This is a genomic window from Chelativorans sp. Marseille-P2723 (assembly GCF_902809845.1).
Classification (GTDB): domain Bacteria; phylum Pseudomonadota; class Alphaproteobacteria; order Rhizobiales; family Rhizobiaceae; genus Chelativorans.
This window is the reverse complement of the sequence record NZ_CADDWI010000013.1, coordinates 1270454-1296626: the sequence shown is the minus strand read 5'-3', so window position 1 is coordinate 1296626 and position 26173 is coordinate 1270454. Positions and strand designations below refer to the sequence as shown.

General features: G+C 61.9%; 25 protein-coding genes. 10 read left to right on the top strand and 15 right to left on the bottom strand.

All coding sequences use genetic code 11. The annotated features are described in order from the left end of the window. Nucleotides 1–94: 94 nt before the first annotated feature. The 5 genes from HUS57_RS17445 to HUS57_RS17430 are packed head-to-tail and all read left to right on the top strand — an operon-like array spanning nt 95 to nt 6479. Entirely contained in the window at nt 95–2704 is a 2610-nt protein-coding gene (locus tag HUS57_RS17445; RefSeq protein WP_210256092.1) for a Z1 domain-containing protein, read from the top strand. Then, the gene (locus HUS57_RS17440) at nt 2697–3710 is read left to right on the top strand and encodes a PD-(D/E)XK motif protein (protein ID WP_173935120.1); all 1014 of its coding nucleotides are present in this window, start codon (nt 2697–2699) and stop codon (nt 3708–3710) included. The genes HUS57_RS17445 and HUS57_RS17440 overlap by 8 nt, the downstream gene beginning before the upstream one ends. Further along, nucleotides 3707–5314, top strand: coding sequence for a hypothetical protein (locus HUS57_RS17435; RefSeq protein WP_210256091.1), 1608 nt, complete (start codon nt 3707–3709; stop codon nt 5312–5314). The genes HUS57_RS17440 and HUS57_RS17435 overlap by 4 nt, the downstream gene beginning before the upstream one ends. Further along, a complete protein-coding gene (locus HUS57_RS17845; protein ID WP_210256090.1) occupies nt 5254–5574 on the top strand; it encodes a hypothetical protein in 321 nt (106 codons plus the stop codon). The genes HUS57_RS17435 and HUS57_RS17845 overlap by 61 nt, the downstream gene beginning before the upstream one ends. Next, complete coding sequence (locus HUS57_RS17430; RefSeq protein WP_173935119.1) at nt 5571–6479, top strand: hypothetical protein; 909 nt, start codon at nt 5571–5573, stop codon at nt 6477–6479. Before HUS57_RS17845 ends, HUS57_RS17430 begins: the two co-directional genes overlap by 4 nt. A gap of 994 nt (nt 6480–7473) precedes the next feature. On the opposite strand, the gene HUS57_RS17420 is transcribed toward HUS57_RS17430, so the two are convergent. After that, nucleotides 7474–9114: a DNA cytosine methyltransferase gene (locus HUS57_RS17420; protein WP_173935118.1), complete on the bottom strand. Its 1641-nt coding sequence runs from the start codon at nt 9112–9114 to the stop codon at nt 7474–7476. A gap of 67 nt (nt 9115–9181) precedes the next feature. Here HUS57_RS17420 and HUS57_RS17415 point away from each other — a divergent pair, with 67 nt between their 5' ends. After that, nucleotides 9182–9649, top strand: a complete 468-nt coding sequence (locus tag HUS57_RS17415; RefSeq protein WP_173935117.1) for a very short patch repair endonuclease — start codon at nt 9182–9184, stop codon at nt 9647–9649. 709 nt (nt 9650–10358) lie between these two features. On the opposite strand, the gene HUS57_RS17410 is transcribed toward HUS57_RS17415, so the two are convergent. From HUS57_RS17410 to HUS57_RS17385, 6 genes are all read right to left on the bottom strand, one after another. After that, nucleotides 10359–10697, bottom strand: a complete 339-nt coding sequence (locus HUS57_RS17410) for a cupin (protein WP_173935116.1) — start codon at nt 10695–10697, stop codon at nt 10359–10361. Nucleotides 10698–10842: 145 nt separating this feature from the next. Continuing rightward, nucleotides 10843–11976, bottom strand: coding sequence for a copper-containing nitrite reductase (gene nirK, locus HUS57_RS17405; RefSeq protein ID WP_173935115.1), 1134 nt, complete (start codon nt 11974–11976; stop codon nt 10843–10845). Between the two features lie 45 nt (nt 11977–12021). Continuing rightward, nucleotides 12022–12468: a pseudoazurin gene (locus HUS57_RS17400; RefSeq protein WP_173935114.1), complete on the bottom strand. Its 447-nt coding sequence runs from the start codon at nt 12466–12468 to the stop codon at nt 12022–12024. A 133-nt stretch (nt 12469–12601) separates the two neighbouring features. After that, nucleotides 12602–14536: a cation-translocating P-type ATPase gene (locus tag HUS57_RS17395; protein WP_173935254.1), complete on the bottom strand. Its 1935-nt coding sequence runs from the start codon at nt 14534–14536 to the stop codon at nt 12602–12604. A 227-nt stretch (nt 14537–14763) separates the two neighbouring features. Continuing rightward, nucleotides 14764–15162 (bottom strand): cupin domain-containing protein, encoded by a 399-nt coding sequence (locus HUS57_RS17390; protein ID WP_169289221.1) that lies wholly within the window; start codon nt 15160–15162, stop codon nt 14764–14766. Between the two features lie 96 nt (nt 15163–15258). Further along, on the bottom strand, nt 15259–16191 hold the full coding sequence (locus tag HUS57_RS17385; protein ID WP_173935113.1) for a LysR family transcriptional regulator: 933 nt from the start codon (nt 16189–16191) through the stop codon (nt 15259–15261). A gap of 108 nt (nt 16192–16299) precedes the next feature. Between HUS57_RS17385 and HUS57_RS17380 the strand changes: the two genes are divergently transcribed. From HUS57_RS17380 to HUS57_RS17365, 4 genes are all read left to right on the top strand, one after another. Next, nucleotides 16300–16527 (top strand): heavy-metal-associated domain-containing protein, encoded by a 228-nt coding sequence (locus HUS57_RS17380; protein WP_173935112.1) that lies wholly within the window; start codon nt 16300–16302, stop codon nt 16525–16527. A gap of 76 nt (nt 16528–16603) precedes the next feature. After that, a complete protein-coding gene (locus HUS57_RS17375) occupies nt 16604–18553 on the top strand; it encodes a cation-translocating P-type ATPase (RefSeq protein ID WP_246727919.1) in 1950 nt (649 codons plus the stop codon). A 100-nt stretch (nt 18554–18653) separates the two neighbouring features. Next, a complete protein-coding gene (locus HUS57_RS17370) occupies nt 18654–19301 on the top strand; it encodes a DUF924 family protein (protein WP_173935111.1) in 648 nt (215 codons plus the stop codon). Between the two features lie 43 nt (nt 19302–19344). Beyond that, entirely contained in the window at nt 19345–20142 is a 798-nt protein-coding gene (locus HUS57_RS17365) for a hypothetical protein (protein ID WP_173935110.1), read from the top strand. A gap of 74 nt (nt 20143–20216) precedes the next feature. Here HUS57_RS17365 and HUS57_RS17360 read toward each other — a convergent pair whose 3' ends face one another. From HUS57_RS17360 to HUS57_RS17325, 8 genes are all read right to left on the bottom strand, one after another. Then, complete coding sequence (locus tag HUS57_RS17360; protein ID WP_173935109.1) at nt 20217–21050, bottom strand: hypothetical protein; 834 nt, start codon at nt 21048–21050, stop codon at nt 20217–20219. 33 nt (nt 21051–21083) lie between these two features. Continuing rightward, nucleotides 21084–21428: a head-tail adaptor protein gene (locus HUS57_RS17355; protein ID WP_173935108.1), complete on the bottom strand. Its 345-nt coding sequence runs from the start codon at nt 21426–21428 to the stop codon at nt 21084–21086. Continuing rightward, entirely contained in the window at nt 21428–22027 is a 600-nt protein-coding gene (locus tag HUS57_RS17350) for a head-tail connector protein (RefSeq protein WP_173935107.1), read from the bottom strand. Before HUS57_RS17350 ends, HUS57_RS17355 begins: the two co-directional genes overlap by 1 nt. Before the next feature lie 53 nt (nt 22028–22080). Then, complete coding sequence (locus HUS57_RS17345) at nt 22081–22470, bottom strand: hypothetical protein (RefSeq protein ID WP_173935106.1); 390 nt, start codon at nt 22468–22470, stop codon at nt 22081–22083. 94 nt (nt 22471–22564) lie between these two features. Beyond that, nucleotides 22565–23839, bottom strand: coding sequence for a phage major capsid protein (locus HUS57_RS17340; protein ID WP_173935105.1), 1275 nt, complete (start codon nt 23837–23839; stop codon nt 22565–22567). Nucleotides 23840–23850: 11 nt separating this feature from the next. Further along, nucleotides 23851–24696 (bottom strand): head maturation protease, ClpP-related, encoded by an 846-nt coding sequence (locus HUS57_RS17335; RefSeq protein WP_173935104.1) that lies wholly within the window; start codon nt 24694–24696, stop codon nt 23851–23853. Next, the gene (locus HUS57_RS17330) at nt 24693–24848 is read right to left on the bottom strand and encodes a hypothetical protein (RefSeq protein WP_173935103.1); all 156 of its coding nucleotides are present in this window, start codon (nt 24846–24848) and stop codon (nt 24693–24695) included. The genes HUS57_RS17335 and HUS57_RS17330 overlap by 4 nt, the downstream gene beginning before the upstream one ends. Continuing rightward, complete coding sequence (locus HUS57_RS17325) at nt 24845–26155, bottom strand: phage portal protein (RefSeq protein WP_173935102.1); 1311 nt, start codon at nt 26153–26155, stop codon at nt 24845–24847. Before HUS57_RS17325 ends, HUS57_RS17330 begins: the two co-directional genes overlap by 4 nt. Nucleotides 26156–26173 lie beyond the last annotated feature (18 nt).

Here is a 26173-nt window from a genome sequence, read left to right as displayed (position 1 = left end):
TCATCGCGTGATTGCTTGGGCTTGATCCAGTTCTTCTGGATATTGCCAGCGTTGCAGTCGGGAGGGCATTGTGCCGGGGCCTCAGGTTGATGGATTGGTTGAACGCATTCGCCAGGCGCTGCCTCGGCATGGCAATCTCGAAAGCGCGGTTGCTGCCGTTCGCGCAGAACTCGACCTCCTCTCCCCCGGGCTTGCGGCTCATCTGTCTGCTGAAATCGACGAGGCGACCGCGAATGTTGCCCGAGAGTTCGAACAGATCGAGGTTCTCCACAGCCACTCGGTGATCAGGAAGCGACCGCAATGGTACTTTGGTCCGAGACCGACGGACCTGCACTGGCCTGCCGTAAAGTCCTTCCTTCTCAACGAGAAGAAGTGGCACGAGGACGACGTGCGCGGCATCGATGACGCCTCGAACGAGGTGGTCTCGCTTCTCGAGAACCCGCGGGATCCGGCGAGGAGCCAGTTCTCCTGCCGCGGACTGGTCGTGGGCCACGTCCAGTCAGGAAAGACGGCCAACATGACGGCCGTGATCGCCAAGGCACTCGACGCCGGCTACGACACCGTGATTGTCCTCGCCGGTCTGACGAACAAGCTGCGCCATCAGACCCAGATCAGGTTGTATTCCGACCTGGTGCGGCGCAATCCGCTTAACTGGCAGGTGCTCACGTCGAACGAAGTGGACAGGGATTTCCGCGCACCGCCTCAGGGTGGTTTCCTCTCCCATTCCGACAAGGCGCAGCTGGCCGTCATCAAGAAGAACGTTTCGCCCCTCGGAGAATTGCGCAAGGCCATCCGGGAGACATTGCCGGCCGTGTTGCAGCAGCTCCGGGTCCTGGTCATCGACGACGAATGCGACCAGGCGAGCGTGAACTCGGCACGGGGCGAGCTCGACATGACGGCCATCAACCATCGCATCCGGGAACTTCTCGGCCTTCTCCCGGCTGTTACCTATGTTGGCTACACTGCCACGCCCTTTGCGAATGTGCTGATCAACCCCTATCGTGTCGACGGCCAGGAGCTCGACGACCTCTATCCACGGGACTTCATCACGGCACTGCCGAAACCGGATAGGTACTTCGGCACCGAGCGTCTGTTCGGGAAGACACCGGTCGACCCGGAGGACGTGCGGCCCGACGAGGAAGGGCTCGACATGATCCGCGACGTGCCGGATGAGGACGAGGCGGGACTGCAGCCGCGCAGCAGGAAGGAGCGTGACGCCTTCCAGCCTGCCATGACGCCGAGTCTCGAGGCCGCCATCCTCTACTTCCTCGCGTGCTGCGCCGCACGGCGCGCCCGCGGACATGGGGACCAGCACATGACGATGCTGGTGCACACATCAGCCTACGTTCGCGCGCACGAGCGGGTTGCAGCGCTGATCGAGGGCTGGGTCGACGTGCACCGCAAGGATCTTGTCGATCCGGCATCGGACATCGGATCCCGGCTCGGTCGGGTCTGGGACGAGGAACAGGGACGACTGCCGGACGACCTGACTGATGCGAAGCCGGTCACACTGGAAGATGTCTTCCGGTATCTGCCGGAGGTGCTCGACGGCATCGAGTTCCCGGTCGAGAACGGCGCAAGCGACGACAGGATCGATTATTCCGGCGGGCCGAAGACCTACATCGTGGTCGGCGGCTCCATCCTTGCCCGGGGGCTGACCCTCGAAGGCCTCATGGTCAGTTACTTCCTGCGAACGGCAAACCAGTACGACACGCTCCTCCAGATGGGACGCTGGTTCGGCTATCGGCCCGGCTACGAGGATCTTCCACGGATCTGGATGCCGAGCGATCTCAAGCTGCGATTCAGGGCGCTTGCCTCCGTCGAACAGGAAATCAGGGAAGACATCGAGCAGTATCGGCTCCGCGACCTCACGCCGATGGACCTGGCGGTCCGGATCAGGGCAATTCCCGGCATGGCGATCACGGCGGCAAACAAGATGCGCGCCGCGAGGCGCTGTGCTGTCAGCTATTGGGGAACCCATCGCCAGACGTTCCGTTTTGCTCACACCGACGCCGGACTGCTCGAAAGGAACTGGGCTGCAGGCAGCGAACTTGTCAGCCGTATCGAGGCGCTTGGACTGCGCGATCGGGACGCAGGGGATCGCAAGCTCTGGCGCAACGTGCCGAGGTCGTCGGTCCGCAGATTCCTCGAGGCCTATTCGGTCGAGTCCTCCCAGGCGGACCTGCTGCCTGCCATGCTGGTGCCGTTCATCGACGGGCCGGATCCGCGCCTTTCATCATGGAACATCGGTATCGTCGAGTCCGGCCGCGGTCGCGATTCCGATGCTCCTCTCGGTACGATCGGTTCCGTCAGGACGGTCAACCGCGCGAGGTTGAAGGACACGAACGGGATCGCGGACATCAAGGCACTCATGTCGAGACGCGATGTGGTTTTCGACTGTGCTGACGCTGTCGGAGGCAACGGAAGCTGGGAGGAACTGAAGGCGGCGAGGTTGGACGCGTTGGGACAGGTTCCGCTGCTCCTGCTTTATCCCATCGCGCGGGACTCGCGCCCCGAGCGCGAGAGCCAGTTGAGAGTTCCGCTCGATGCCGTGCATGACGTGCTCGGTATCGGGATGGTCTTCCCTGGCTCGGTCACGGAGGGCGGGAACTTCGTCTCGGTGGAGCTGCAGCTGCTGTCGGCCGAGGAAGTTGCCGAGATCGAGGCAGAGGAGGCCGCGCAGACGGAGGCGGCAGGTGTCTAGACCCGAGCAGGAGAGCCCGCCGCAGGGACGCTGGAATGTCCTTCGGGCAGAGCACATCGACGGAGATGGTCTCGGCATCCCCTCGTTGCCTCTTGACGCAATGACGAAGACGGGGCCCGTCCGGCTTGCCGTTGGCCCCGGCGGGGAGGCGCGGCTGCTGGTGCCGCTTGCCGCGGGCGAGAAGATCGATGCTCTCGCGACGGGCAGTGCCTTGACGATCAGCTTGACAACCCTCACGCATGGGCAACGCGCGATCCGGTTTCTCGATGTCATCTGCATGTCGCCGGATCTCGAAGCCGTGTTCGGCGAGGTCGTGGATGACATCGTCCGCCGGCTGGCCGACCGGAAGGACGGGGTCGCGGCAGTGGCTGGTGCGCTCGATGACTTCCGCGAACTTCTCGTCCCACCAGTGGGGAGAGAGCTGGACAGATCGCGGGTTGTCGGCCTCGTGGCGGAGCTGGTCGTGTTGAACCGGCTGCTCGACATTTCGCCCTCGGCCTGGCGCTGCTGGCGCGGACCGGCCGGAGATCGGCACGACTTCCGGGCCGGAGACACCTCGCTCGAGGTCAAGGCATCGCTCGGCGCAGGGGTTCGCGAGGTCACCATAAACGGGATCGATCAGCTGGAACCGCCTGCGGGCGGGTCTCTGTACCTTGCGCATCTGGTCCTCGAAGCGGTCGAGGGCGGGCTTCTCACAGTGGCTTCGCTTGGAGACAGGGCGTTGCTGCGGGCCGATGACCCCGCGGGACTGCGGGCGATGTTCGCGGCGGTCGGATGCACGGACGTACATGACGCCGCATGGAACCGTTTTGCGTTCAGGGCGGAGGCAGAGCGCCTCTATCATGTCGGCCCGGGTTTTCCCCGGATAGCGCCTTCGAGCTTTGTCGGGGGAGCGATCCCAGCAGGCATCGTCGATGCGACCTACCGAATCGATCTCGGTCATGCCTCTGACGCAGAATGCCCGCCGGAGGAATTCGCCTCGCTCCTAAGGGAGCTGTCTGGATGACGTTGCGCCCGCTCGAACTCCATTCCGAGCCCTACGGTTCGACCGGAAACATCGGCGAGAACTTTCGCCGTCTGCTCGGTGCGCCAACCCTTGATCCGTTGCAGACGGTCATCCGGGAAGCGGTCCAGAATATTGCCGACGCCGCGCGACCGGGCGTCGGGCCCGAGATCCTGATCAGGCTGCGGACTCTCTCGGACACCCAGCGCGACGGCCTTCGCAGCTTCATCCTTGCCGAGATACCCGAGGAACCCGGGTCGTCCGCAACGATTTCAGCCTTCCTCGAGGCCGAGAGGGCTGTCGTTCTCGAGATCTGCGACTTCGGCACTGTCGGCCTTGGCGGCCCGACACGATCGGACCGGATCCCTGTAGGAACCCGACAGACCAACTTCATCGACTTCCTTCGCAATATCGGCACAGCTCGGGACACCGAACAGGGGGGCGGTACCTACGGCTTCGGCAAGGTCGCCCTGTATCGCGCCAGCGCGTGCAGCACGATCATCGTCGATACGCTGCCCGACGGAGCCGGTCCGGAGGGGCGGCGCCTGATGGCATGTCATGTCGGCCGCTCATTCGAGAAGCCGGAAAACGGGATGAGGAGGCGCTTCACGGGCCGTCACTGGTGGGGCGTCAGGGATCCGGCGGACGGGATCGCCGATCCGGCAACGGGTGCTGCCGCCTCGGCTCTTGCCGGTCATATCGGTCTGCCGGCACGCGGCCCCGGCCGATCGGGGACCACGATCATGATCCTCGGGTTCCAGACCGACGAGGGCGATCTGACGGCAACCGGAAACCGGATCATCGAGACACTGCTCTGGAACTTCTGGCCGCGGATCATGCGCAACGCTCCCGCCATGCACCGGTTTGCTTGCAGGGTGATGGTGGAGGATCGGGAAATACCCGTTCCGACGCCTGAAGACTTCGCCCCGTTCGATCTGTTGTGCAAGGCGATGAGCGCGGCGCGGGCCCGCAAGGGGAACGATGTTCGGCGGATCGAGTCCCAGAGGCCACAGAAGTTCCTCGGCACGCTCGCGATCGAGAAGGGCCCGCGGTCGCCGAGACGCTACCTGACTGCGGATGAGGACGTCCGGCTTGTCCCGGAGCAGATGCACCACATCGCACTGATGCGGCCTGTCGAGCTCGTCGTGAAGTATCTCGAGGGCAACCCACACCCCGACGCGCGGCTGGAATGGGCAGGCGTGTTCATCGCCAGCGACGAGGATGAGGTAGAGCAGGCCTTTGCGGATGCCGAGCCGCCGGCCCATGACGACTGGGTTCCCGACAACCTGCCGAAAGGCAACGAGAAGCGTTACGTCAACATCGCGCTGAAGCGCCTGAAGGAAATCGCTTCCGGAATGGGCATGGAGCCGATCTCGCGCAGGCCGGGGGACGGATCCGGCCCACCGCTTGCCCGCCTTGCCGGGCGCCTTGGGGCTGTGCCCTTGGGGCTGTGCTCGAGAACGTCGGGGGCGACGGCGCAGGGCGGCGTCGCAGTTCGGGAGGTTCGGGAGGCGGGCGACCCTCGAGGGCGCGGGCAAGTCGTCCCGTGTTTCAGCGCCTCGAGGCTGGCGATGCCGGACGGATTGCCGTCTTCCTCACCGAGGTGACGCAGGACGCGCTGCGAAGTGGTGCGAAGCTGATTGCTTCGGCCTCCGTGGCAGTGGAAGGCACGACGCTTGGATCAGTCGACGACACCGTCGGCAGGCCTGACGTCCTGTCGGTAAGGTGGCTGGACGGAAATGCGGAAACCGTTGGCGACACCATCGACCTTGGCGGCCGGGAAGGACGGTTCGAGATCCGTGTCCGTGTGCCGGAAGATTGCGCGGTGACGGCCGATGCTGACGTCATTCCGGAGGCCGGAACATGAATCGTCGGGTTGCGTTTCCGTTCCTCACGCTTTCCGATTCGGCCGTGGAAGCCTCCGCATGGGAGATTTCTCTGGACGGTGCCGAATGGTCCGCCGCGGGCGAGTTCCTTCCTCACTGGGACAGCGCCAGCGACATCCGAGTTCGAAGGACGCTGCGACTGAATCTCGAACTGGCAGCGTCCGACCTCGGCATCCCGGCCGATCATCTCGCCGCGGCGGCCTCGGTGAGGATCGGGACGGGTCAGGGCAGGCTACCCCGCCAGGTCCTTTCCCGCACGCGTCGGGAACTTCGTTCGGGGGACACCTCCTGGGAGTTCGAGCAGACCATCGAGGGCCGCCGGCTTTCGATGGTCCTCGACCTGCAGACGGAGTTCCTTCTGACGAATGCCCCCGCAGAGGCCTCGGCGCTGTCGCCCGTCCATCCCGGTGACCGGCTCTGGTCGGAGAATATTCGGGTCAGGCTCGAGGGCGAGGAGCCACGCTTCCCGATCGAGACGGTGGACCTCGCGCAGATGCTCGCTGGCGGAATAGCGGGTGCTGCGCCGTGGCACCTGCATTGGTCGCCGGGGGAGTGGACGCGCGATTTCCACGGAGCGGTTCGTCTTTACCTCAACGCGAAGTCCGCCGAGACCCTTCAGCGGATCGAGGACGAGGACCCGGTCACGATCCAGTTCCTTCTTGGCGATGTCATGTGTCAGATCTGCGAGCGGTTTCTTGCCGACCCCGAAGCCGAGACGATGATGGATGCGGCGGAGCCAGGGTCGCTCGGTGCTCAGGCCGCAACGTGGCTGCGCAAGGCGTGGCCAGGCAAGGACGCTTCCTTCATCCGTTCCGTACTCGAAAGCCGTCCGGGCGTCTTCCGCTCAACCATGCTTGCGCTCGCAGAGCCGGGAGTTCCGGAATGACGTTTCTGCTTCCAAGACTGCCCGGACCTGCCTGCGACGTCATCGTTCGCAGGTTTCTCGAGCATGGACCATCAGCTTGGGCCGGCTTTCGCTCCGATGACCTTCCTGATCAGGTACGCTTTGCAGCGACGGGCGGCGCACCCGTCCCTGCAGGATCCCTCGCATCCGTGCGGCAAGAGCTCGTCGCAATTGCCCGGAAACATGGGTTTGGACAGCAGGGCGCCCGGCAGTCCCATGCCGGCTTTGATGCCGAGGCCGCCGCCTGGCTTGCTCGATCCGACCTCTTCACTACCGGCGAGGCCCTCCGGGATGATGTCTGGGCTTTTGTTGCCGCTGTCATGGCCCCGGACATCACCTACTGGCGCTTCGGCAACTCGACAGAGCGCTATGCCGGAGGTGTGCGCAATACCTTCCAAAGGCTCTGGATGCGTGGCCGTGCACTCGACCGGGGGCCTGGGCATCCCGAGCGCTGGGGATTGCTCGATGCGCTGACCGAAGATGCCCTCGTGCAGATTACCGAGCGACCGAGCATCGGGGGCGATCACGTTCTTGCCCTTGCGGTCGCAGAGGCCTGGCTCCGCGCTGCGCGCCATCATGGCAAGGGGGCCATGGAGGACATCATGCGTCGCGCGATCCTCCGCATCCGGGTCCGCAACGAGATCAGGTCCCTTGCGGACCTGCCGCCGGGCGACCTCGCCAGTTTTCTCGACGGAGTCTTCGGCGTGCCCGATCAGTCCGCCACCACTCGAGGCGGAACATTGGGGGTCCTGGACGGCCCCGACGCTGCACCTAGCAGGCGATCAGAAGACGACAAGCAGGTTGAGGCACTCGAGGACAAGCGCTCGATGCCAGGTTCGAGCGTGGCGGATGCTGCCCGGAAAGTGAGGCAGGAAGCCGGGAAGCGCGGTTGGCTTTCACCGAAGTCGCAATCCGCGCTCGAAACCCTTCAGGAAGGCCACGCTCATCTTGACCGGGGCGAACGTAACGCACTCGACTATCTCCTCGGCAAACTCTCGGGCGCGGGCGTCTTGGCCGACGAAATCTCTTGCCTGCGAGCTGCCATGGCAGAGGCTTCGGTCCCCGGCGGTTCGCAAGACGGTGGCCCGGAAAGGCCGCGCAAGAGAAGCTGGGCGATCTGGCGGGCGAGGTAGGGCGGCACGGCGTTCCCGACCTGCACATACTGCTGCGTCCGGTTGCCGAGGAACAGGTAGTCATCCGGGAAGGTCTGCAGGCGCGCCGCCTCGCGCACGGTCAGGCTGCGGCACTGCATGGGATCGGGGTGGATGAAGTAGTGGCCGTCCTTCGAGATGTGGCTCGTGACCGTGGTCGATGGCTCGCCGGCGAGCTGGACCCGGAAGCGGTCGTTGAAGACGCCGCTGTGCCAGTTGCGGTGGTCGGGACTGAGCGACATCGGAAAATCGGAAGCCTTCGGGCTGTAACCGCGCACCGCACCGAAGACGGCAGCGAACAGATAGCGCCCGAGGTCCGAGGGCATGTGCCCGCGTGTCTCGTGCTGGGCTATGCCACGCAACGCAGGGCGCTCCAGCCAGGCGAGGAGTTCGTCGTTCGATGTGCCGTAGCCCTCTGGGAGACGTGCCGACTGGCGGGGTGCCGGCAGCCCGTTCTGCAGGCCCCTTGCAACGGCGGAGAAGACGTCGCGCAGCGGCCCGTCTTCCTTGCCCCGGTGGATGCCTGCCAGCAACCGGGCGGCCTCGACGACCTCTCGTTGCCAGCTCGCCGGGTCATCGCGACCGCGGCTCAGGCCGCTGCGCAGTTCCGGCATCATGCCGATGGCGTCATCGACAGTCCGTGTCACCCCGGAAACCGGTACACTCGTCCCGGTAGCCCTGTCCGCCAGATCTGAACGGATGCCAACGATGATCACCCGGTGACGCCGCTGCGGCACCCCCCATTCCTCGGCGCGGACGATGAAATCCGAAGGCTGCGCGGCTTCCTGCAGGCTGGCGCTGCCGTCCGCCACCCGGATCGCCCGCATCTCGTAGTGATGCCGCCGCCCGGTGCCGAGCGAGGCGAGGTCCTCCATCAGCATCTCGAAGACAAGGCGGCTCTCGACCGTCGAGGACAGCATGCCCTTGACGTTCTCCATGACGAAGGCGGCGGGGCGCAGGCGGTCGAGCACGCGGATGTACTCGCGGAAGAGGTAATGCCGCTCGTCCTCCTCGGGGACGTATCCGACCTTCCCCTTTGCCCGCGCGCGCCCGACAAGCGAATAGGCCTGGCAGGGAGGGCCGCCGATCAGGATGGTGTCGTCGAACTCCCGGCGCAGCATACCGATGGCATGATCGATGGCGGCGGCAGCCGGTTCCGTCCCGAGTTCGAGGCATTGCGCCTCCGCCGTCGCATGCCGCCAGGCCGCCGCATCCACCGCGCTCCAGTCGGGCTCGGGGATCAGCCCGGCGTGGAAGTCGATGAAGGCCTGCGGCAACACCCCGTGACGCGCCTGATATGCCCGCAGGAAGGCGCGCAAGGTCAGCGTGCGATGCGCCGAGGCCTCCTTCTCGACCGAGATGCCGATCCGGAACGGCGCGTGGCCGCCGAAATCGAAGGACGCAAATCCCTCGCCCAGCCCGCCCGGGCCGGCAAACAGATCGACGATGCCGAAAGTGGCTGGCAAATCAGGGGCCTCTCGAATTCGGGTTTCAGGCTGTATACCAGGTCCGGACGCAGAGGCCAGGAGGCAAATGGCAGATATCGTCGACAGGCAGACCCGCTCGCGGATGATGTCCGGGATACGGGGCAAGGACACGAAGCCGGAAATGGTGCTGAGGCGCGCCTTGCACGCGCGCGGCTTCCGGTATCGGCTGCATGGAAAGGGTGTGCCCGGTCGGCCGGATATGATCCTCGCGAAGCACCGGGCCGTCATCTTCGTGCATGGCTGCTTCTGGCACCGTCACGAAGGCTGCCGCTATGCGACCACGCCCGCGACCCGCCCCGAGTTCTGGGCAGAGAAGTTCGCCGCGAATGTCAGGCGTGATCGTGCGACATGCGATGCGCTGGTGGCAGATGGGTGGCGCGTGGCAACGATATGGGAATGCGCGTTGCGAAAGCCGAACCAGGTCACGGCGACCTGCGCTGCGCTGGTCTCATGGCTGGCAACTGGCGCGCCCAGTATCGAGATCGGCGAAGGCGACATTCGCGACACGGAATGACTGGAGGAGTGCTGAAAGCAACCCTGCCTGATCCTCCGATCGCATCGCTTCATCGGCGAAGGTTCGATCTCCGTTCCATCTCGACGGGCAGCCCCCGTCGTCGAAGTCAACAGCCTTGCATCGACCGAAACGATGATATTTCAACATCTTGCATGAACTGAACCTTTGCACGTCCAGTCAACAGGTCCGGAGAATATCGCCCCGTAGAGACCGCTTCCGGGCCTCCTGAACCGGGGGCCAGTGCTCAGCCCATCGCGCATAACCCTCGAAAACAACGAGAAAATCCGGCCGGAGCCAGATGGGGAGAACGCTTTCGCGGGGGCAAGTGGCGGAGGGAAGGGGCCTGAAGTCCAACCGTCTCCACCTGTAAGTTATTATTTTTATTGATCTCGTCGGATCATGACGCGCATGCATCACCGCAGACCCGGCTGTCCTCAGTCACTCATCCATGATCCCCGCCTGAACTGACCATGCCGCGCGAGGGTGCTCAGATTCTATATTTCCAGCTCTTGTTTCGACGCCACTAGCTTGGCACATCGCGACGCCGTCAGGGGAGAGCAGCATCCACATTCACCCCATCTCCGTTTAAGTCATTGACTTCGCTGTTTCATGGGCATGCCGCATGGTGCTGCCGAACACCGTCTGTCGTAGCTCAATCATCAACGTTTCCGCCCAGCTTGCCTATGGCTATTCCGCTTCTTTTTCCGACTTACCGGAGTCGAGTGGGAAAGAGGATCGTCAGCAGCAGAGACGTGTCTTCGATTCCTTTGACCCAGTGCGGAACACCCCCTTCAAGATGGAGCCACTGGTCACCTGATAGTTCCAGCGTCTTGTCAGGCAAGCCGATCAGGGCCCGACCTTCCAGGCAATGCAGGGTAATGGGACCCTCCACCTTGTGCGTCTTGATCTCAACGCCGGCGTGGACAATGAGGCGCACGGTCTCGAACATCTCTGATTTGACGATTGCGGTGGTTCGAGCTGCCTTCAGGTTAGGGCCCAGAGGTGCAAGATCGTAAATCTCGCCGGGGATAGCACGATGCATTGCCATTGCTATGGTTTTCTCCGCAAGAAAATGGATAGAGCCGAGCGCCGCCAGTCTTGGTCACGTCAGTGAAGGATCGTATAGGCGACCAAGGTCGTAAGGTGTCGGGGGAGCGGCCGGTTGTGTCTCCCCCGACGTCCTTTCTCGCCGCTTATGTCAACGGTGCAAAAATTTCAGGGTTTTCTTCACCTTCGACATCAAGCCAGCCAGCGAGACCTCGCTCCACTCTCGACAGCGAATGATCCACAAGCACGTACCTACCAGGGACTTGCGGTGTGAACTCCACGATTGCTGCTCCACCAGCTGGAACAACCACCGTTTGCACGTCCGTCTGCGGCGGTGTCGTTACGCTGCCATTGGTGTAAACCCGGTCAAATATCTCGCCGATGACGTGGAAAGATGACACGAAGTTCGGTCCACCTACACCAAAGAAAATTCGGACGGTCTCTCCAACATTAGCCTTCATCGGGTAGTGGTCCGTCAGCGCGCCGACATGTCCGTTGAGGACGAAATATTCTGGCCGTTCGTTCAGCAGTTTATCGTAATCTTCATTCAAAAGGCCTTCGGATCCGAACGGCTCTGTAGTGTATATTTCGCCTTGCATGACATAGTATTCCCGGTCGACAGGCGGCAGGCCCTCTTCGGGTTCGACCAGGATCATTCCGTACATCCCGTTGGCGATATGCATGGCAACGGGCGGCACGGCGCAGTGATAGACATAGAGGCCCGGCCGCTGAGCCTTGAAGCTGAAGCCCGCCGTCTCACCAGGAGCGACATTCGTCAGTTCCGCGCCACCGCCCGGACCTTTCACGGAGTGAAAGTCCACATTGTGCATCATCCAGCTATCTTCGTGGTTCTTGACACGAACCTCGACCGTATCGCCAACTCGGACTCGTACGAAGGGGCCTGGAACCGTGCCATTGAACGTCCAGAAGCGGAATGTGGCACGCTGATCGAGGCGAGCCTCCACTTCAATCGCTTCGAGTTCGACCTGAACCGTTTGAGGCTCGGATCTGTCGATGGGCGGCGGCAACACTGCCGGGTCGTGCGCAATGTCATTGGCGACGAGAGGGGGCACCGAGTAAGCGCGCTGGCTCAAACTGCCCGATGAACTCCCATGCGAGCCGCCGTGTGCTGCCAAGTGAACGGGACGTTGTGCATCCTGCGCACTTGCGGCGCCAGCTGCGATTGTACCCAGCGTCAAACTTGCCGTGCCAGCGAGAAGGGATCGTCTCGAAATTCCTGCATCGGTATGTTCGTCGCGATGGCTGTCGTCATCTTTCATGAATTTGTCCTTTTCGGTACGGAAAAAATGTGCGGCATCGATCGCCTATGGCTCAATCTGAGCGATAAGTTCTTCCATCAAGCCTTTTGCTTTCGGAGGAATCTTCAGTGATTCGACCGCTTCCAGGTTGCTTGAATCTTCGCCGACCTGAATTAATCCCACCATTCCCATTCCAAGATGCGGCGTGCATTTGTAGGCATAGAGTCCCTCGACGTCGAATGTCACGGTAATCTCTTCGTTGATCTTACCCTTCCAATCCGTAGCTCCCTCGGGAATGCCGTCCTTCAGCGATTCCGAGTTGTGGGATTTATCGGTGGCAACGAACGTTACTGTGTCACCCGGTTCAACTCTTAGGAATGCGGGCTCAAACTGCATTGGCTGTCCGTTTGATCCCCTGTTCAGCATCTGGACTTCGTGATCTGCCGCCAGAGCACCACTTGCGAAAACAGAAACTGCAACGGCCGCAAAGCAGGCTGTCTTGTTGATGTTCATTAGAAAATCCTCCATCTGATGGGCATCGAGGTGCAACGTCCTCCGGTGGTACTTGTTCCTGCTACAGCCAATCTGCAGTCCGCACAGCCGGCTGGAACTAAATCAGGGGCGGCAGATCAACTATTGATCAAGTTCAACCCACTCGCCGCGAGATTTTGCGATGATAGGCCTGCCGCTGAGCTGACGAGGTTGAGCGTGAAATCGCCGGCGCGTGAGAGCTTGATCTGGATTGGTTCCTTTCGTAACGGATGGGATCTCTGAGCAGTCTCAGGCCATTCAGGACCACAAGGACCGTTCCGCCTTCATGGCCGATCACGGCGAGCGGCAGCGGCAATTCGAAGAATAGACCTCCCGTCACGAGGATTGCCATTGCGCCCATCGCGAATGCCAGATTCTGACGTATAATCGACGCCGAGCGCTGCGCCAGCCGATGTGCATCGGCCAGCCGGCCCATATCCTCCGAAAGCAGCGCCACGTCGGCAGCCTGCAATGCCACGTCCGACCCTGCCGCCCCCATGGCAATGCCAACATCGGCACGAGCCAGCGCCGCTGCATCGTTGACGCCATCGCCGACAAACGCAATCTTGCCTGCCGCTGCCAATTCGCTGACCATCCGCACCTTGTCTTCAGGCAGCATGTCCGCGTGGATCTCTGCAGGCTTCAATCCAAGCTCAGCGCCGATCCGCTGCGCCACGGGCAATCTGTCGCCCGTCATCATGACGATGGTGGCGACCCCGCTTTGCCGCAATGCCGCAACGGCGCGAACCGAAGTCGGGCGAATCTGGTCTGCAATCGTGACCGCCCCTAACACCTGCGCACCGCGACCCAGATAAATGACGGTCTGAGTGTCGGCGGCCAGAACTTTCAAGGCCGGGTGGTCGATCGCAGCCTTCATCTGGGTAGCAAGGCGTGGATTGCCAGCCCAAACCTGATCATCGCCCCACTCACCAACGATGCCAGCGCTCGGTCGGGTTGCAACATTTGCGACAACCATAGGTTCGATATCGCGGCTTGCTGCTTCCTGCCGGATTGCCGCCGCGCTGTGATGCTCGGAATGGGCTTCAAGTCCGGCGAGCAGCGACAGAAAACCTCGTTCATCGCTGTCAAGCGCCACAATCGCGGTGACTGTTGCCTTCCCGGTCGTCAACGTTCCGGTTTTGTCAAAGGCGAAAGTGTCGACGGCAGCAAGGGTTTCAAGTGCGCCGCCGCCCTTGAACAACACGCCGCCACGCGCGGCAGCGGAGAGGGCAGAGAGAATTGCGGCAGGAACAGAAATGACAATGGCGCAAGGACTGGCCGCCACCAGCAATGTCGCGGAGCGATAGAGTGCTCCTTCCCAGTCGCGCCCGAGCCAGTAGAAGGCGGCAAAGGCGAGGACCGCACCCGCCATCACCGCGACCGTATAGCGCTGGCCGAACCAGGCGCTGAAGCGTTCGGATGGAGCCTTGGCCGCCTGCGCCTCCGTCACAAGGGCAATCATGCGGGCAATCGTACTTTCCTCGACAGTCTTGGTCACGACGACCTCAAGCACGCCATCGAGATTGACCGTCGCCTCAAAGACCTGTGCGCCCGGCTCCTTGGCGACGGGCATCGACTCGCCCGTGATGTTTGCTTCGTCGAGCGAGCCGCGCCCGGCGACTATCACGCCGTCCGCCGGAACGCGCGCCCCTGGTCGCAGCACCACGACGTCATCCATCTCGAGATCGGCGGCAGGGATCTCGGAAACTGCGCCCCCCGCCTTGCGCAGCGCCGTCTCTGGACGGAGCTCCATCAAAGCCTCGATAGCGCGGCGCGCGCGGCCGAGTGCTCGGTCCTCCAGCGTAGTCGAGAGGCTGAACAGCGTCAGCAGGACGGCGCCCTCGAAAGGCGCCCCGACGGCCGCAGCCGCGACCGCTGCAACGACCATCAAGAGGTCGATGTCGAGGATCCGCTCCTCCCACAAGGTGGCGGCCGCCCGCCAAGCGGCTGGCAGTCCGCCCGCTAGATAAACGAGCAACAGACCTGCGAGGGAAAAGTACGCGGCGGCGGCACCCTGCAGCGGCCAAAGAGCGAGTATGGCCAGAAGCATCCCAGCGACGGTCAGGACCGTCAAAACGAACGAACGATCGATCTCGAATGCTTTTCCCACTTCATCTCCTAATCGCGGCGCAGGCTCTCATGCCGAAACTATGCTTCCGGGCGCAACAACGCGCGCCGCCCGCCGTAGCGACGAGATCATGAACGTTCGACGATGGTCGCCGCTGGCTCCTGTCAGTGAGACTGGTGCCGGTTTCCGACAGAGTCGGCAAAGCCGAGCTATTCTTCGGTCGTCTTTCCGTCGAAGTGCTCGTGGGCAGCGTCGGCTTCGCCTTTGGTCGAATGGACGACGCCATCGACATGTTCGGGAGGACTGTAGATCGTGTAAAGCCTGAGGGGCTCGTCGCCCGTATTCCTGACATTGTGTCGCGCGCCCGCCGGTACGATCATCGCCATGTCCGACTTTATCTTGTGTGCGGCGCCATCGATCAGGATCTCGCCTTGCCCCTTCTCGACACGGAAGAACTGGTCGCCACCGTCATGCACCTCTTCGCCAATCTCTTCGCCGGGCTGTAGCGCCATCAGGACCAACTGCATGTTCCTCGCCGTATAGAGGACCCGCCGATAGTCGGCGTTCTCCTCGGTCAACTTTTCGATGTCATCGACAAATCCGTGCATTAATCTGCTCCTTCGTTCATCAGCTTTGTACCAATAATCTGGGTCGAATCTTGATCGCGTTCAAGCGAAAGGCTAGTTGTCGTCGGTGGGAGGTATTTAGCAAAGATCATCCTTCCATCCGGTCCGCGTGGCATCGCTGGAACTCCGTCCCTCCAGCACAGATGCTTCCTTTGCCAATTCTTTGGCCATGAAATCAAGGAACGCACGAATCCGTGCCGTCTGACGCAGATCCTCATGGGTCAGAAGCCACAGATCGAGCGTGAAGTCTTCCGGCAGCGCGGCCACACGCACGAGATCAGTTTCAAGGTCGGCAAGCCCGCAAGGTAAGGGAGCTAATCCCAAGCCAGCTTTTGTGGCGGCGATGGCGGCAGCAATCGAATTTGTCCGCAGCAGCGGCTGGGCCGATGGCAGGAAGGCACTAAAACGTCGCGTGAGCGCAGCGTGCTCGGTATCGAAGCCGATCCAGTCATGCTGCTCCAGCCCGGTGCCGCCCTTGCCGGCCAGATAGTTCTCGGAGCCGTAGATTGCGAAGACCAGCTGTCCGACACGGCGGCCGACCAGGGTTTCTGGTGGAGCGTTTCCAACCCGCAAGGCGATGTCGGCCTCGCGCCGGTTCAGGTTCAACGTTACATTGCCAACGATCAGTTCCACCTCGATGCCAGGATAGACGGTCCGGAAATTGGCAAGGTGGCGCGGCAGCAAACCAAAGGCCAGCATGTCAAGCGTGGTCACGCGGATCATGCCGCTGAGGCGCAGATCCTGCCCGGTCACCTTGCGGCTGAGGCTTGCAATCTCATCCTCGACCCGCAGCGCACCTTCGCGCATCTCCTCTCCCGCTTGGGTAAGCAGGTAACCACTTGGCAGGCGTTCAAACAGACGAACCCCAAGCTCCGTCTCAAAGGCCCCAATGCGGCGAAATACGGTCGAGTGATTCACCCCGAGCCTTCTTGCAGCACCAGATAGCGACCCGGTCTTCGCGACTGCCAGGAAGTAGCGCAGGTCATCCCAATTTTGTGCCTTTGCATCCATGCAAGATGTCTTTGCTGCTTTTGCCAATCAAAATGCAGTCTCGCACAGACCATATCTGAAAGCGAGGGCCAGCATCACCCGTCTGGCCGAAGCTGAAAGGAGCAAGCCATGTCTCAAGCGATGAAAACCGTCCTGCGTAGCGACGAACTTTCCTGCCCGTCCTGCGTGCCGAAGATCGAGAAGGCGCTAAATGCCTTGCCGGGCGTCGAGAAGGCAGCTGTGCGCTTCAATACCGGCAAGATCGAGGTTGAACACGATCCCAGCCAGTCGAGCGTCGAGGCGCTGGTCGAGGCGGTCAGGAGCACCGGGTACGAAGCAAGACCATCGGCCTTCTGACCAACCCCACTCACCGGCCGCGTCGAGAAAGGGCGCGGCCGGTTCGCCTCGCGGATGCTGAAATAGGAGAGTTGAGATGAGCGGTGTCACTATGAAGATCAGAAGCGCCGTCGCGCACCCAGCGCGCCGGCGCTTCTGGCTGACTGTGGGCAGTGGCGGGCTGATCGCCATCGGTCTTTTGGCGCGCTATGGCTTTGGCATGATCGAGTTATGGTCGGCTCTGATGGTCGCCGCCGCCTTGCTAGCTGGCTCCGACATTGCGGTGCGCGCCTGGCGAGCTTTGCGCGTCAAGCATCTCAGCATCGAACTTCTGGTCACCGTCGCCGCCGTCGGCGCACTGGTGATTGGCGAATTCTGGGAATCGGCTGCCGTCACCTTTCTCTTCATGTTCGGCGCATGGCTGGAAGTGCGGACCATGGGCCAGACCCGCGGCGCATTGAAGGAACTTCTGGACGCTGCACCTGCCACCGCCACCGTCCTGCGCAATGGTGAGCCGGTCGAAATACCCGCCCATGAAGTGCAGCCTGGCGAAATCGTGCTGGTCAAGGCCGGCCAGCGCATCCCCGTCGATGGCGAGGTCAGCGAGGGCACAGCTGCCGTCAGCGAGGCTGCGATCACTGGCGAGCCGATGCCGGCCGAGAAGGCACCTGGCAGCCTCGTCCATGCCGGAACCATCGCGGAGAACGGTCTCCTACGCATTCGCGCCACCAATGTCGGCGCAGATACGACGCTTGCCCGCATCATCCAGCGTGTTGAGGAGGCGCAGGATGAAAAGGCGCCAAGCCAGCGCATGATCGAGCGTTTTGCGCAATGGTATACGCCTGCGATCATCGGGCTTGCCGTTCTAGCCTTCGCCTTCACGCAGGACATCCGACTGGCGCTGACGCTGCTGGTCGTTGGTTGCCCCGGCGCGCTGGTGATCTCGACGCCGGTGTCGATTGTCGCCGGTATCGGACGGGCGGCACGCAGCGGCATCCTGATCAAGGGTGGTCAGCATCTGGAAAGTGCCGGACGGATCGATACGCTGGCGCTCGACAAGACCGGCACGCTGACGGAAGGCAAGCCGCGTCTGGCTACGGTGATCGCGCTTGAAGGCTTCGGCGAAGATGGGCTTTTGCGCCTTGCCGCTACTGCTGAATCCGGATCGGACCATCCGCTTGGCCGCGCCATCGTCGAAGCTGGTCGCAAGCAAGGTCCGCTGCCCACGCCCGAGACGCTGGACGAACATGCCGGAATGGGCATCAGCGCCCGCATCGAAGGGCATGACGTTGCCGCCGGCAACCGCCGCCTGATGGAAAAGCTGGGCATCCCGCTCGGCGCGGAGGCTGAAGCCGGGCTGGAGCGGCTGCTGAAGGCCGGCCAGACACCGATCCTGGTTGCGGCTGACGGCAGGCTGATCGGGTTGCTGGGCATGTCCGACATGGCCCGCGAGGGTGCCAAGGATGCCCTTGCCCGCCTGCGCGAGATCGGCATAAAGCGCGTCGTCATGCTGACCGGTGACCAGGAGGGCGCGGCGCAAGCCATTGCCCGCGAGGTTGGGATTGATGAGGTCCATGCTGGCCTGATGCCCGAGGACAAGCTGGATCTGATCCGCAAGATGAAGGAAGAAGGTGCCCATGTCGCCATGGTCGGCGACGGCATCAATGATGCACCGGCGCTTGCGGCTGCAGACACCAGCATTGCCATGGGTGCCGCGGGCAGCGATGTTGCCATCGAGACCGCCGATATTGCGCTCCTCAACGATGATCTCGGCAAGATCCCCGAGGCCATGGCGATCTCGCGTGCGACACTTGGCAATATGCGCCAGAATCTGGTGATCGCTCTGGTGACCGTCGCCGGACTGCTGGCCGGTGTGTTCTCGGGCGACATTCATATGGCGGGCGGCATGCTGGTGCATCAGTTGTCGGTGCTGATCGTCATCGCCAATGGCATGCGGCTGCTGCGGGTGCCGAAGGCGGCCCGGCGCGCGGCCATCAGTCGGGAAACGCAGGCGTCCGCCGCAACGATAGCCACGGTTAGAACCTAACTGTGTTCATGACGAGTCTCCCCGCGCCCACCGGCGCGGGGATGGAACTTACGATAAGGTACATAATGTACGGCAGGAATGATTTGACGGAGACGCGGACATGAATACTCACTCCCACGAACAACCCTGGGACGAGGTTCTTCAGTTCTGGTTCCCCGAAGGACGCTCCGCGGCAATCGCATTGAACGCCCACCGGGAACATTGGTTCTGGCGGATGCGAGGCGGCGCGGACCGCGAGGTCATCGCCCGCTTCTCAGACATGACCGCACAAGCTGCGGCTGGCAATCTTGATCACTGGGCCGCCGATCCTGAAGGAAGGCTCGCACTCATCATATTGCTGGATCAATTTTCGCGCTCGGTCTGGCGCGGCTCCCCACTTGCCTTCGCGCAGGACCCGGCGGCACTGGAGCTTTCGCTGGAGGGATTGGCAAATGATCACTATGCCGCCCTGCCAACCCCTTGGTTCAAGATCATTCACGGCCTGCCGCTCGGTCATTGCGAAGGGCCGGATCACCTTGCACGCATCAATCGCCTCATCGGGCTGCGCGAGGAGATCGCTGCAGAAGCACCAGAGCCATTACAGCCGATCTACCAATCACTGGTGAAACAGGCACGGGACGTAAAAGAAGTGATCGAAGCTTTCGGTCGTCATCCTCACCGCAATCGCGTTCTCGGTCGGGTATCCACTCCTGCAGAAGAAACCTATTTAAAGAATGGCGATTTTCCGCATGAACGGGCATTTCAATGATGATGTACGGTGCCGCGACATCCCCCTTAAAGGAGACTGAACAATGGGACTATTTGGAACAGCGCTTGCTTTTGGGACCATTGGTCTGGTGGCAGGCCTTATGGGCGCGGTGATTGCGGCTTATGCGACCCGCAGCGAGACCTCCACCCTGACAAGTTATGTCCAGCACTTCGCTGCCGGTCTGATCATTGCCGCGGCCACCCTCGATCTGATCCCCGAGGCAATGGAGTTAGGCGGTGGAATTCCACTGATCGGGGGTTTCGTGGCGGGTACCGCCTTCATGCTGGCAATACGTGAACTGCTCATCCGCTTCGGCCACAGCCACTCACACGGCCACGCGGGCGAAGGTCACTCTGGCCACAGCCACGCTCACGTCCATGATGTCACCCGTGAAGGAGATGATACCGGCATCAATCTGCGGCTGATCACCGCGCTCGCCATCGTTGTCCTGATTGACGGGGCGATCATCGGCGTTGCCGTATCGGCCGGTGGGGCAGCGGCCCTACTGATTGCGGTTGCACTCTCGATAGAATTGCTCTTCGTGGCCGCCTCCACGGCTGGATCCACGCGGGCAGGTGGCGGGTCGATCAGCCAGTCGATCGGAGTCAGTGCCTTTGTCGCGACTATGATGCCTGTCGGTGCGGTGCTTGGCGCACTGGTTTTTGCTGGTGTCTCAGCGCCCCTTCTGGTGATGGGGTTGGGATTTGGCGCTGCAGCGCTGCTGTTCACTGCGGTTGCCGAACTGCTGGTAGAGGCATACGAAATCAAGGAAAATGCCGGAACAATTGCCATGGCCGCTGCCGGCTTCCTTCTCTTCCTAATACTTATGATGGTGATGTAAGTCACGACCATCGAACACTTGGAGTCGGGAGAGGTTGTTCGCAGAAGACCCTATCATTCGATAAATCCTTTGGCTCACCCCTCGATCATCTTCCGAACATCCTGCACCGCACAAACGATCTGTCGTCGCAGCAGCAGCGCGATGAGCAACCCACCCAACGCAAGCGCACCAATGGCGATGACAGTCTGCCAGTCCATGCCAGCAAGTGCGGCAAGTCCGGCTCCACCGCTGCCAAAGATGGTGGTGATCCAGCTCCACTGATCTGTGCGCTTGCGAATTTCAGCTTCGACAGTGACGGGAACGATGGGCTTGTCGATTTCTTTCTCTACCACAATCTCGCGTGTCGGCTGACTGGCGCCATGGCGTTGCCGGACCTCGGCCAGCATCTGACGCACGCGATCCGGACTGACAGAGGCGTTTTGACCGGCATATGCCCCCTTACCAGAGGTTGTTGGCAGTGACGCCCATTCATGGGCGAGATTGTTGATCAGCGTATCTTCCGAGAGACGGCCGGCCAGATATTTGTCGATGCCACGCAAGCCGAGAAGGTAGCAGGCGCAGCGATCCTGCATCTCGGCATCAAACAGGGCCGATGGTGAAAGCTTGAGCGTCTTGCGGATAGCGCGCAGCGTGGTGCGTACGATCTGATGACGGCCGAGTGCTGAGGAGTTGAAGCGGTTTTTCGGATGCTTCAGCATCCTGGTCTGCAGCGCATCAATCTCCAGCAGCGTCATGGTGACGAGATCGACATCACCCCCGGTGAAGGCGCCATAGGCCAAGGTTTCGTTGTAGCCGCGCTTTCTGTCGGTACCTTCGGCATAACCGATGAGATCCAGCAGCGGCCGGTAGACATGATATTTGTCGTGCGCAACGTCCGGCGCCGCGCTTTGAGGCGAGGTCGTGGTCATGGTTGATATCCTTGACTGGCTGATGCCGGCGGTTCAGGTGACACCGGCTTCAATCAGCATTTCGAGGAGGCCCGGATCATCGCGTGAGAGCCGTGGCTGCTCGCGGATGTTGAACATTTCGCCGGTGCGCGCATCGACGATGCGATCCGATGGCAGGATGGTGAGTGCCTGTGCGCTGATGCGAATGGTCAGGATTGCCGGCTGCCGGGCAGTCAGTCGTGCGGCAATGACGGTTTCGCCGCCACGCATGAAGATGATCTTGCCCCAGACGGTAAACTGGTCCTGCCAGTCCGGTTCACCCGGATGACCCGTCCAGTCGGGCTCGGCCATATCGCGCTGGACAGTGAAACGGTCGCGAAGGTCGCCTGCGCCAGTCATTACAACTGCATCCTGCGATAGGGCGCAATCAGCGCTTCCACGGCAAAGGGCAAGGAAGCCATGCCCGTTGTACTGACGGCCTCGCGGTTTTGATACCAGTGGCCAACCAGAAGCAGGATGGCGACTTTGAGCGGGTCCGGAACCGTGCTGGTCGAGGGTGGTCCCGGCTTGGTCTCGTACCCGGCCTTGAATGTGATGCCGACGGCGCGGCTTTCATGCAGATTGGTCGGGAACGCGTAATCTGCATCAAAGCGGATGACGGCGTTGCCCGCTTCATCGATGCGCAGGTCATAGCTCCCAGATGGTATGGTACTGAGCTGACCGGCTGGATCGCGCCATGTGAGCGATTGCACGGCAATCACCGGCCCGAGCGGAATGATCATTTGGCGCGCGAAGCGATCATGATCCTGGCGCCAGACCTGTTCAACGAGGCAGCGGCCCAAAATGCCGGTCCAGCCATCAAGGTATTCCGTTGCCGCCCTGATCAGGCTTTCGATCAGCGCATCCTCATCGTTGTGATCGACACGTAGATGCAGCTTGGCTTCGGCCAATGTGATGGGCTGGATCGCTGGCGGCGTGATCAGGACGGGACGGTGCATATCATTCTCCATCGAAGGGACAGCCAATCAGCTATCCCTTCTGGTACCCATGACTATCTGGTGACGGGCGCATCGTGAGGATGACCAAGCGCAAAGACCGCGCTGGCAGCGATCGATGTGCCGGAGGTCTTGGTGATAACCGCGCGGATGAAACGCTTGTTGCCCTTGTAGCCTTGGGCATAGACCGTGTCGGCATCGAGTGCCGCTGGCAGGGTTCCAAGCAGGTCAGTGGCGTCCACATCGGCAAAGTCGCCATCCGTGGTGGTGTCGCTTTCCTGGATGGCGATGACGAAAAGGCCGTCGCCAGCAATCGCGCCGGTATTGATGATCAGGGTTGCGGAATTGAAGCCTTGCAGATCGGCATGGCTGCCCTTGGTGGTGGCGGTGACCACGGCGGGAGCGAGCGACGCGACAAGGCCGAGGCCGGAGATACCGTCCTTCATGACAGAAGTCCTTTCGATGAATGGGAATGATGAAGAGACGGGCGACCGTCCTTCGACCGTGTGATGGCCGCCCGCTGCTGGATCACGCCGGTGATCAGGTGCTGATCTTCAGAAGCTTGAGCGCCTCGAAGTTGACCACGCCGCCGCCGACGCGCTTGGTCGTGTAGAACAGCACGTTCGGCTTACTGGTGAACGGATCGCGCAGCACCCGGATGCCGATGCGGTCAACGATCAGATAGGAGCGGGCGAAGTCACCGAAGGCAATCGGGAACTCACTGGCGCTGGCCGCCGGCATGTTGTCGTCGGTATGAACCGGCTTGCCGAGGATGGTGGCCACTTCCGCAGCACCCGACGGCGGTGCCCAGATATAAGCGCCTTCTGCATCCTTGAACTTGCGCACCGTGTTCATGGTCGCATCCGACATCAGCCACGATGCCCCGTTCCGGTAGCCGGACTTGAGCGCATAATAGAGATCGATCAGGCAGTCGGCCGGACTGACCGAAGCGGTCGCAGCCAGGAAGCCATCCGCTTTGCCCGAGGCAATAAAGCCGAGCTTGCCCCACACATGGGAAGCATTCGCCACCGTGTCATAGGCGAGAATGCCGCGCGGCTTGTTGATGCCATCGCCATGGGCAAAGGCTGCCCCTTCCTGCTCGGCGAACTCGATCGACACCTCGTCGGCCAGCCATGCCGCCAGATCGAGGCGGGCATCGTCGAGCGAGGTTTGCGTGGCGCCGGGCATTGCGTAGATCTCGCCGGTATTGATGGCGATCTCACGCAACGTCGGCGTGGCCGTGCCAGGACGATCCTGTTCCTCGCCGACCCATCCGGACGTTGCGCCGCCCATATTGACCAGCTTCTTGTAGATATTGGTCGAGATCGAGATGGTGCGGGCCAGCGAGCGGATCGTCGACACCGTGCCGAGAACACGATCGATGCCGGCTTCGGTTTCTTCTGGCACCAGATAGCCGCCATCGGGGTCGGACTGGGTGGTCAGCTTGGCCTTGACCTCGAGATCACGCAGGCCGGCATCGACGCCGCGGCGGAAGAAGCGGTCGAAGGCTTGCGCGTGTTCGGCCTTGTCCGGATCGGTCGTCCGGCCGACACCACCGACCTTCACCGCTGCCAGCATGGCGTTGGTTTCGTCGAGCGCCTTTTGCAGCGAGGTGATCTCGGCATTGATGCGGTCGACCTTTTCGGTCTGCACCACATCGGCCATGCCGGCCTTGATGTCGGCCAGCTCCTTGTCGCGCTCGAGTTTGAAGTCCTCAAAAGTCTTCTGCAGTTCGGCGAGGATCTTTGTGGTGCTGCCGGAATCAGCGCGAACGGCGAGGATCCCGCGCGCACGCGGGGTGAGTTCGATACCCATGACGGGATCTCCTATGATCTGATGGTGTCGATCAGCCGCTGGATGGCGACTGTATGGAAGCCAGCGTCGTGCGTGGCGGTGTCGGCAGCGTCGTGCGTGCCGGCAATCTGGCAAAACATCTTGCGCCGCTCCGTGCGCGAGATGCCCTGTTGCGCCAACGCCGCATCGATGCGGCGCTTGGCGTGGACTTCGGGGCGGACCTGCGCGGACGCATTGGTCTCTGGGTGGATTTCGGTATGGTCGACGACATCGGCAAAGCCGTATTCGACAGCCTGGGCCGCTGTCATGAAGGTCTCTGCATCCATCAGCTGCTCGATATCGGCACGTTTCATGCCGGTGCGTGCTTCGTAAATGTCGGCGAGCGCCGCATCGAACTGCTCGAACAGGGTGGCGGCCTCGCGCATGTCGTGGCGATTGCCGATCACCAGCCCCCAAGCATTGTGGACCATCATGAAGGAGCCAAGCCGCATGCGGATTTCGTCGCCGGCCATGGCAATGATCGAGGCAGCAGATGCCGCCCAGCCCAGAACCTCGACAGTGACTTTTGCAGGATGGGTCCGCAGGAGATTATAGATCGCAATCCCCTCGAACATGTCGCCACCCGGCGAGTTGATCCGGACGGTAATGTTCTGCTCACCGATTGAACGCAGCGCCGCCGAGATGCGGTTTGCCGTGACGCCGGTGCCTGACCAATAATACTCACCAATGACGTCGAGGATGGAGATGGTGGTGTCGCTGTCCTTTATGGTGGCAACCGGCATTTGCGCCCATTTGGCCAGCACATCACTCGGTGCATCCCATTGATAGTTTTGCGGGCGCTTGAGCGTGCGCGCCTCGGGCAGGCTGCGCAGGCTCATGGCTTGCTCTCCATCAGAAGCAGCAGGAACCAGCCAAGGACAAAGCCGCTCATGAAAATGCCGAAGTCAAAGGCGGGGCTGACAAGGGCAAGGGCCACCACCGCAATGGTGATCATGGCTGATGTCAGCTTCAGCGTGTTCAAAAGACTCATCGGGTTCGATCCTCACTATCAGGTTCGTTGGCGTCGCCATCACTGGCGTGGGTATTTTCACGGCTCATGCCATCTGCTGGCACACCGGCCGTGTTGGGCGGCGGATAGAAAACGTCACCGCCGTCGCGTGGGTTTTCATCTTCAAGGGCGCGGATTTCGTTCGGGCTCCACACGCCCCATTGCAGGCCTTTGACGTAGGCCTCCCAGCGGGCCTTGATATCGCCCTTGACGAGGGCCGCCCGGTTGAAGCGGGCATAAAGCTTGTCATCCGCACCAATCAGGTCGCGGTTGATGGCCTCTTCCCACATGGTCAGATGGTCTTCGAGCGTATAGGCGACAAAGCCGATCGACTGCTGCTCGATGCCGGTGCCCCATGACGTGCTCTTTTCCGTGTCACCAATCATGTGCGGCGGCACGCCAAAGAACATGGCGATGTCGGAGCGCGAGAATTTTCGACTCTCGATCCACTGCGCATCCTCGGCCGTCATGGCGATGCGGGCATAGTCCATGCCTTCTTCAAGGATCAGGTTCTTGCCTTCCTGCTCGCCGCCGGAGCGGAACTCTTCCAGACCCGCCTTCAGATTGGCGATCGCTTCCGGCCCGAGTTTGTTCGGGTGCTTCAGGACACCGCTGACGCGGGCGCCATTGCGGAAGGTCGCCGCGCCATGATCTTCCATGGCGAGCGACAGGCCAATCGTCTCGCGCGCATAGGTGATTGGCGAGACACCATGGACACCATCCAGCGTCAGCCCGACGAGATGGAACATCTCTGCCTGTGCCAACTGGATCCTGCGGCCGTCCTGGCGCGTATAAAGATATTCCAGCGCCAGATCGTCGTGTTGCTTGACCTCGATCCGATCGGGATGCAGCGGGATCAGTTCCTGTACATTGCCACGCGAGCGCACGATCATTGCATAGGCATTGCCGCGCAAGAGCAGATGCGCCTGCAGCATGCGGCGGAACTGCGAGGGTGTCTGCCAGCGGTTCGGCTTTCTCCGCAGAACCGTCCAGATCGGTGTATCGGACGCATCTTCGCGGGTGCGCGCATCGACCCGGCGCTTGATGTGCAACGGCAAGGTGGCAACGGCACCGGCAATGATGCGGATCGAGGCATAGACGGCGGCCACCCGCATCGCGGTATCGGGAGTAACGCGCGTTCCGGATGCCGTGAGCGATCCCGTGCGCAGCGCCTCCTCAAACTCTGCACTGGTCCGAAGGACGAGGCCGCCGCCCGCGCCCTGCAATGAGGCGCGCGGCGATGCAGCCGGCGACTTCGTGCCAGCGAACCAGTTTGACCAGAATGCCATCGGTTCTCTTCTTCCAGG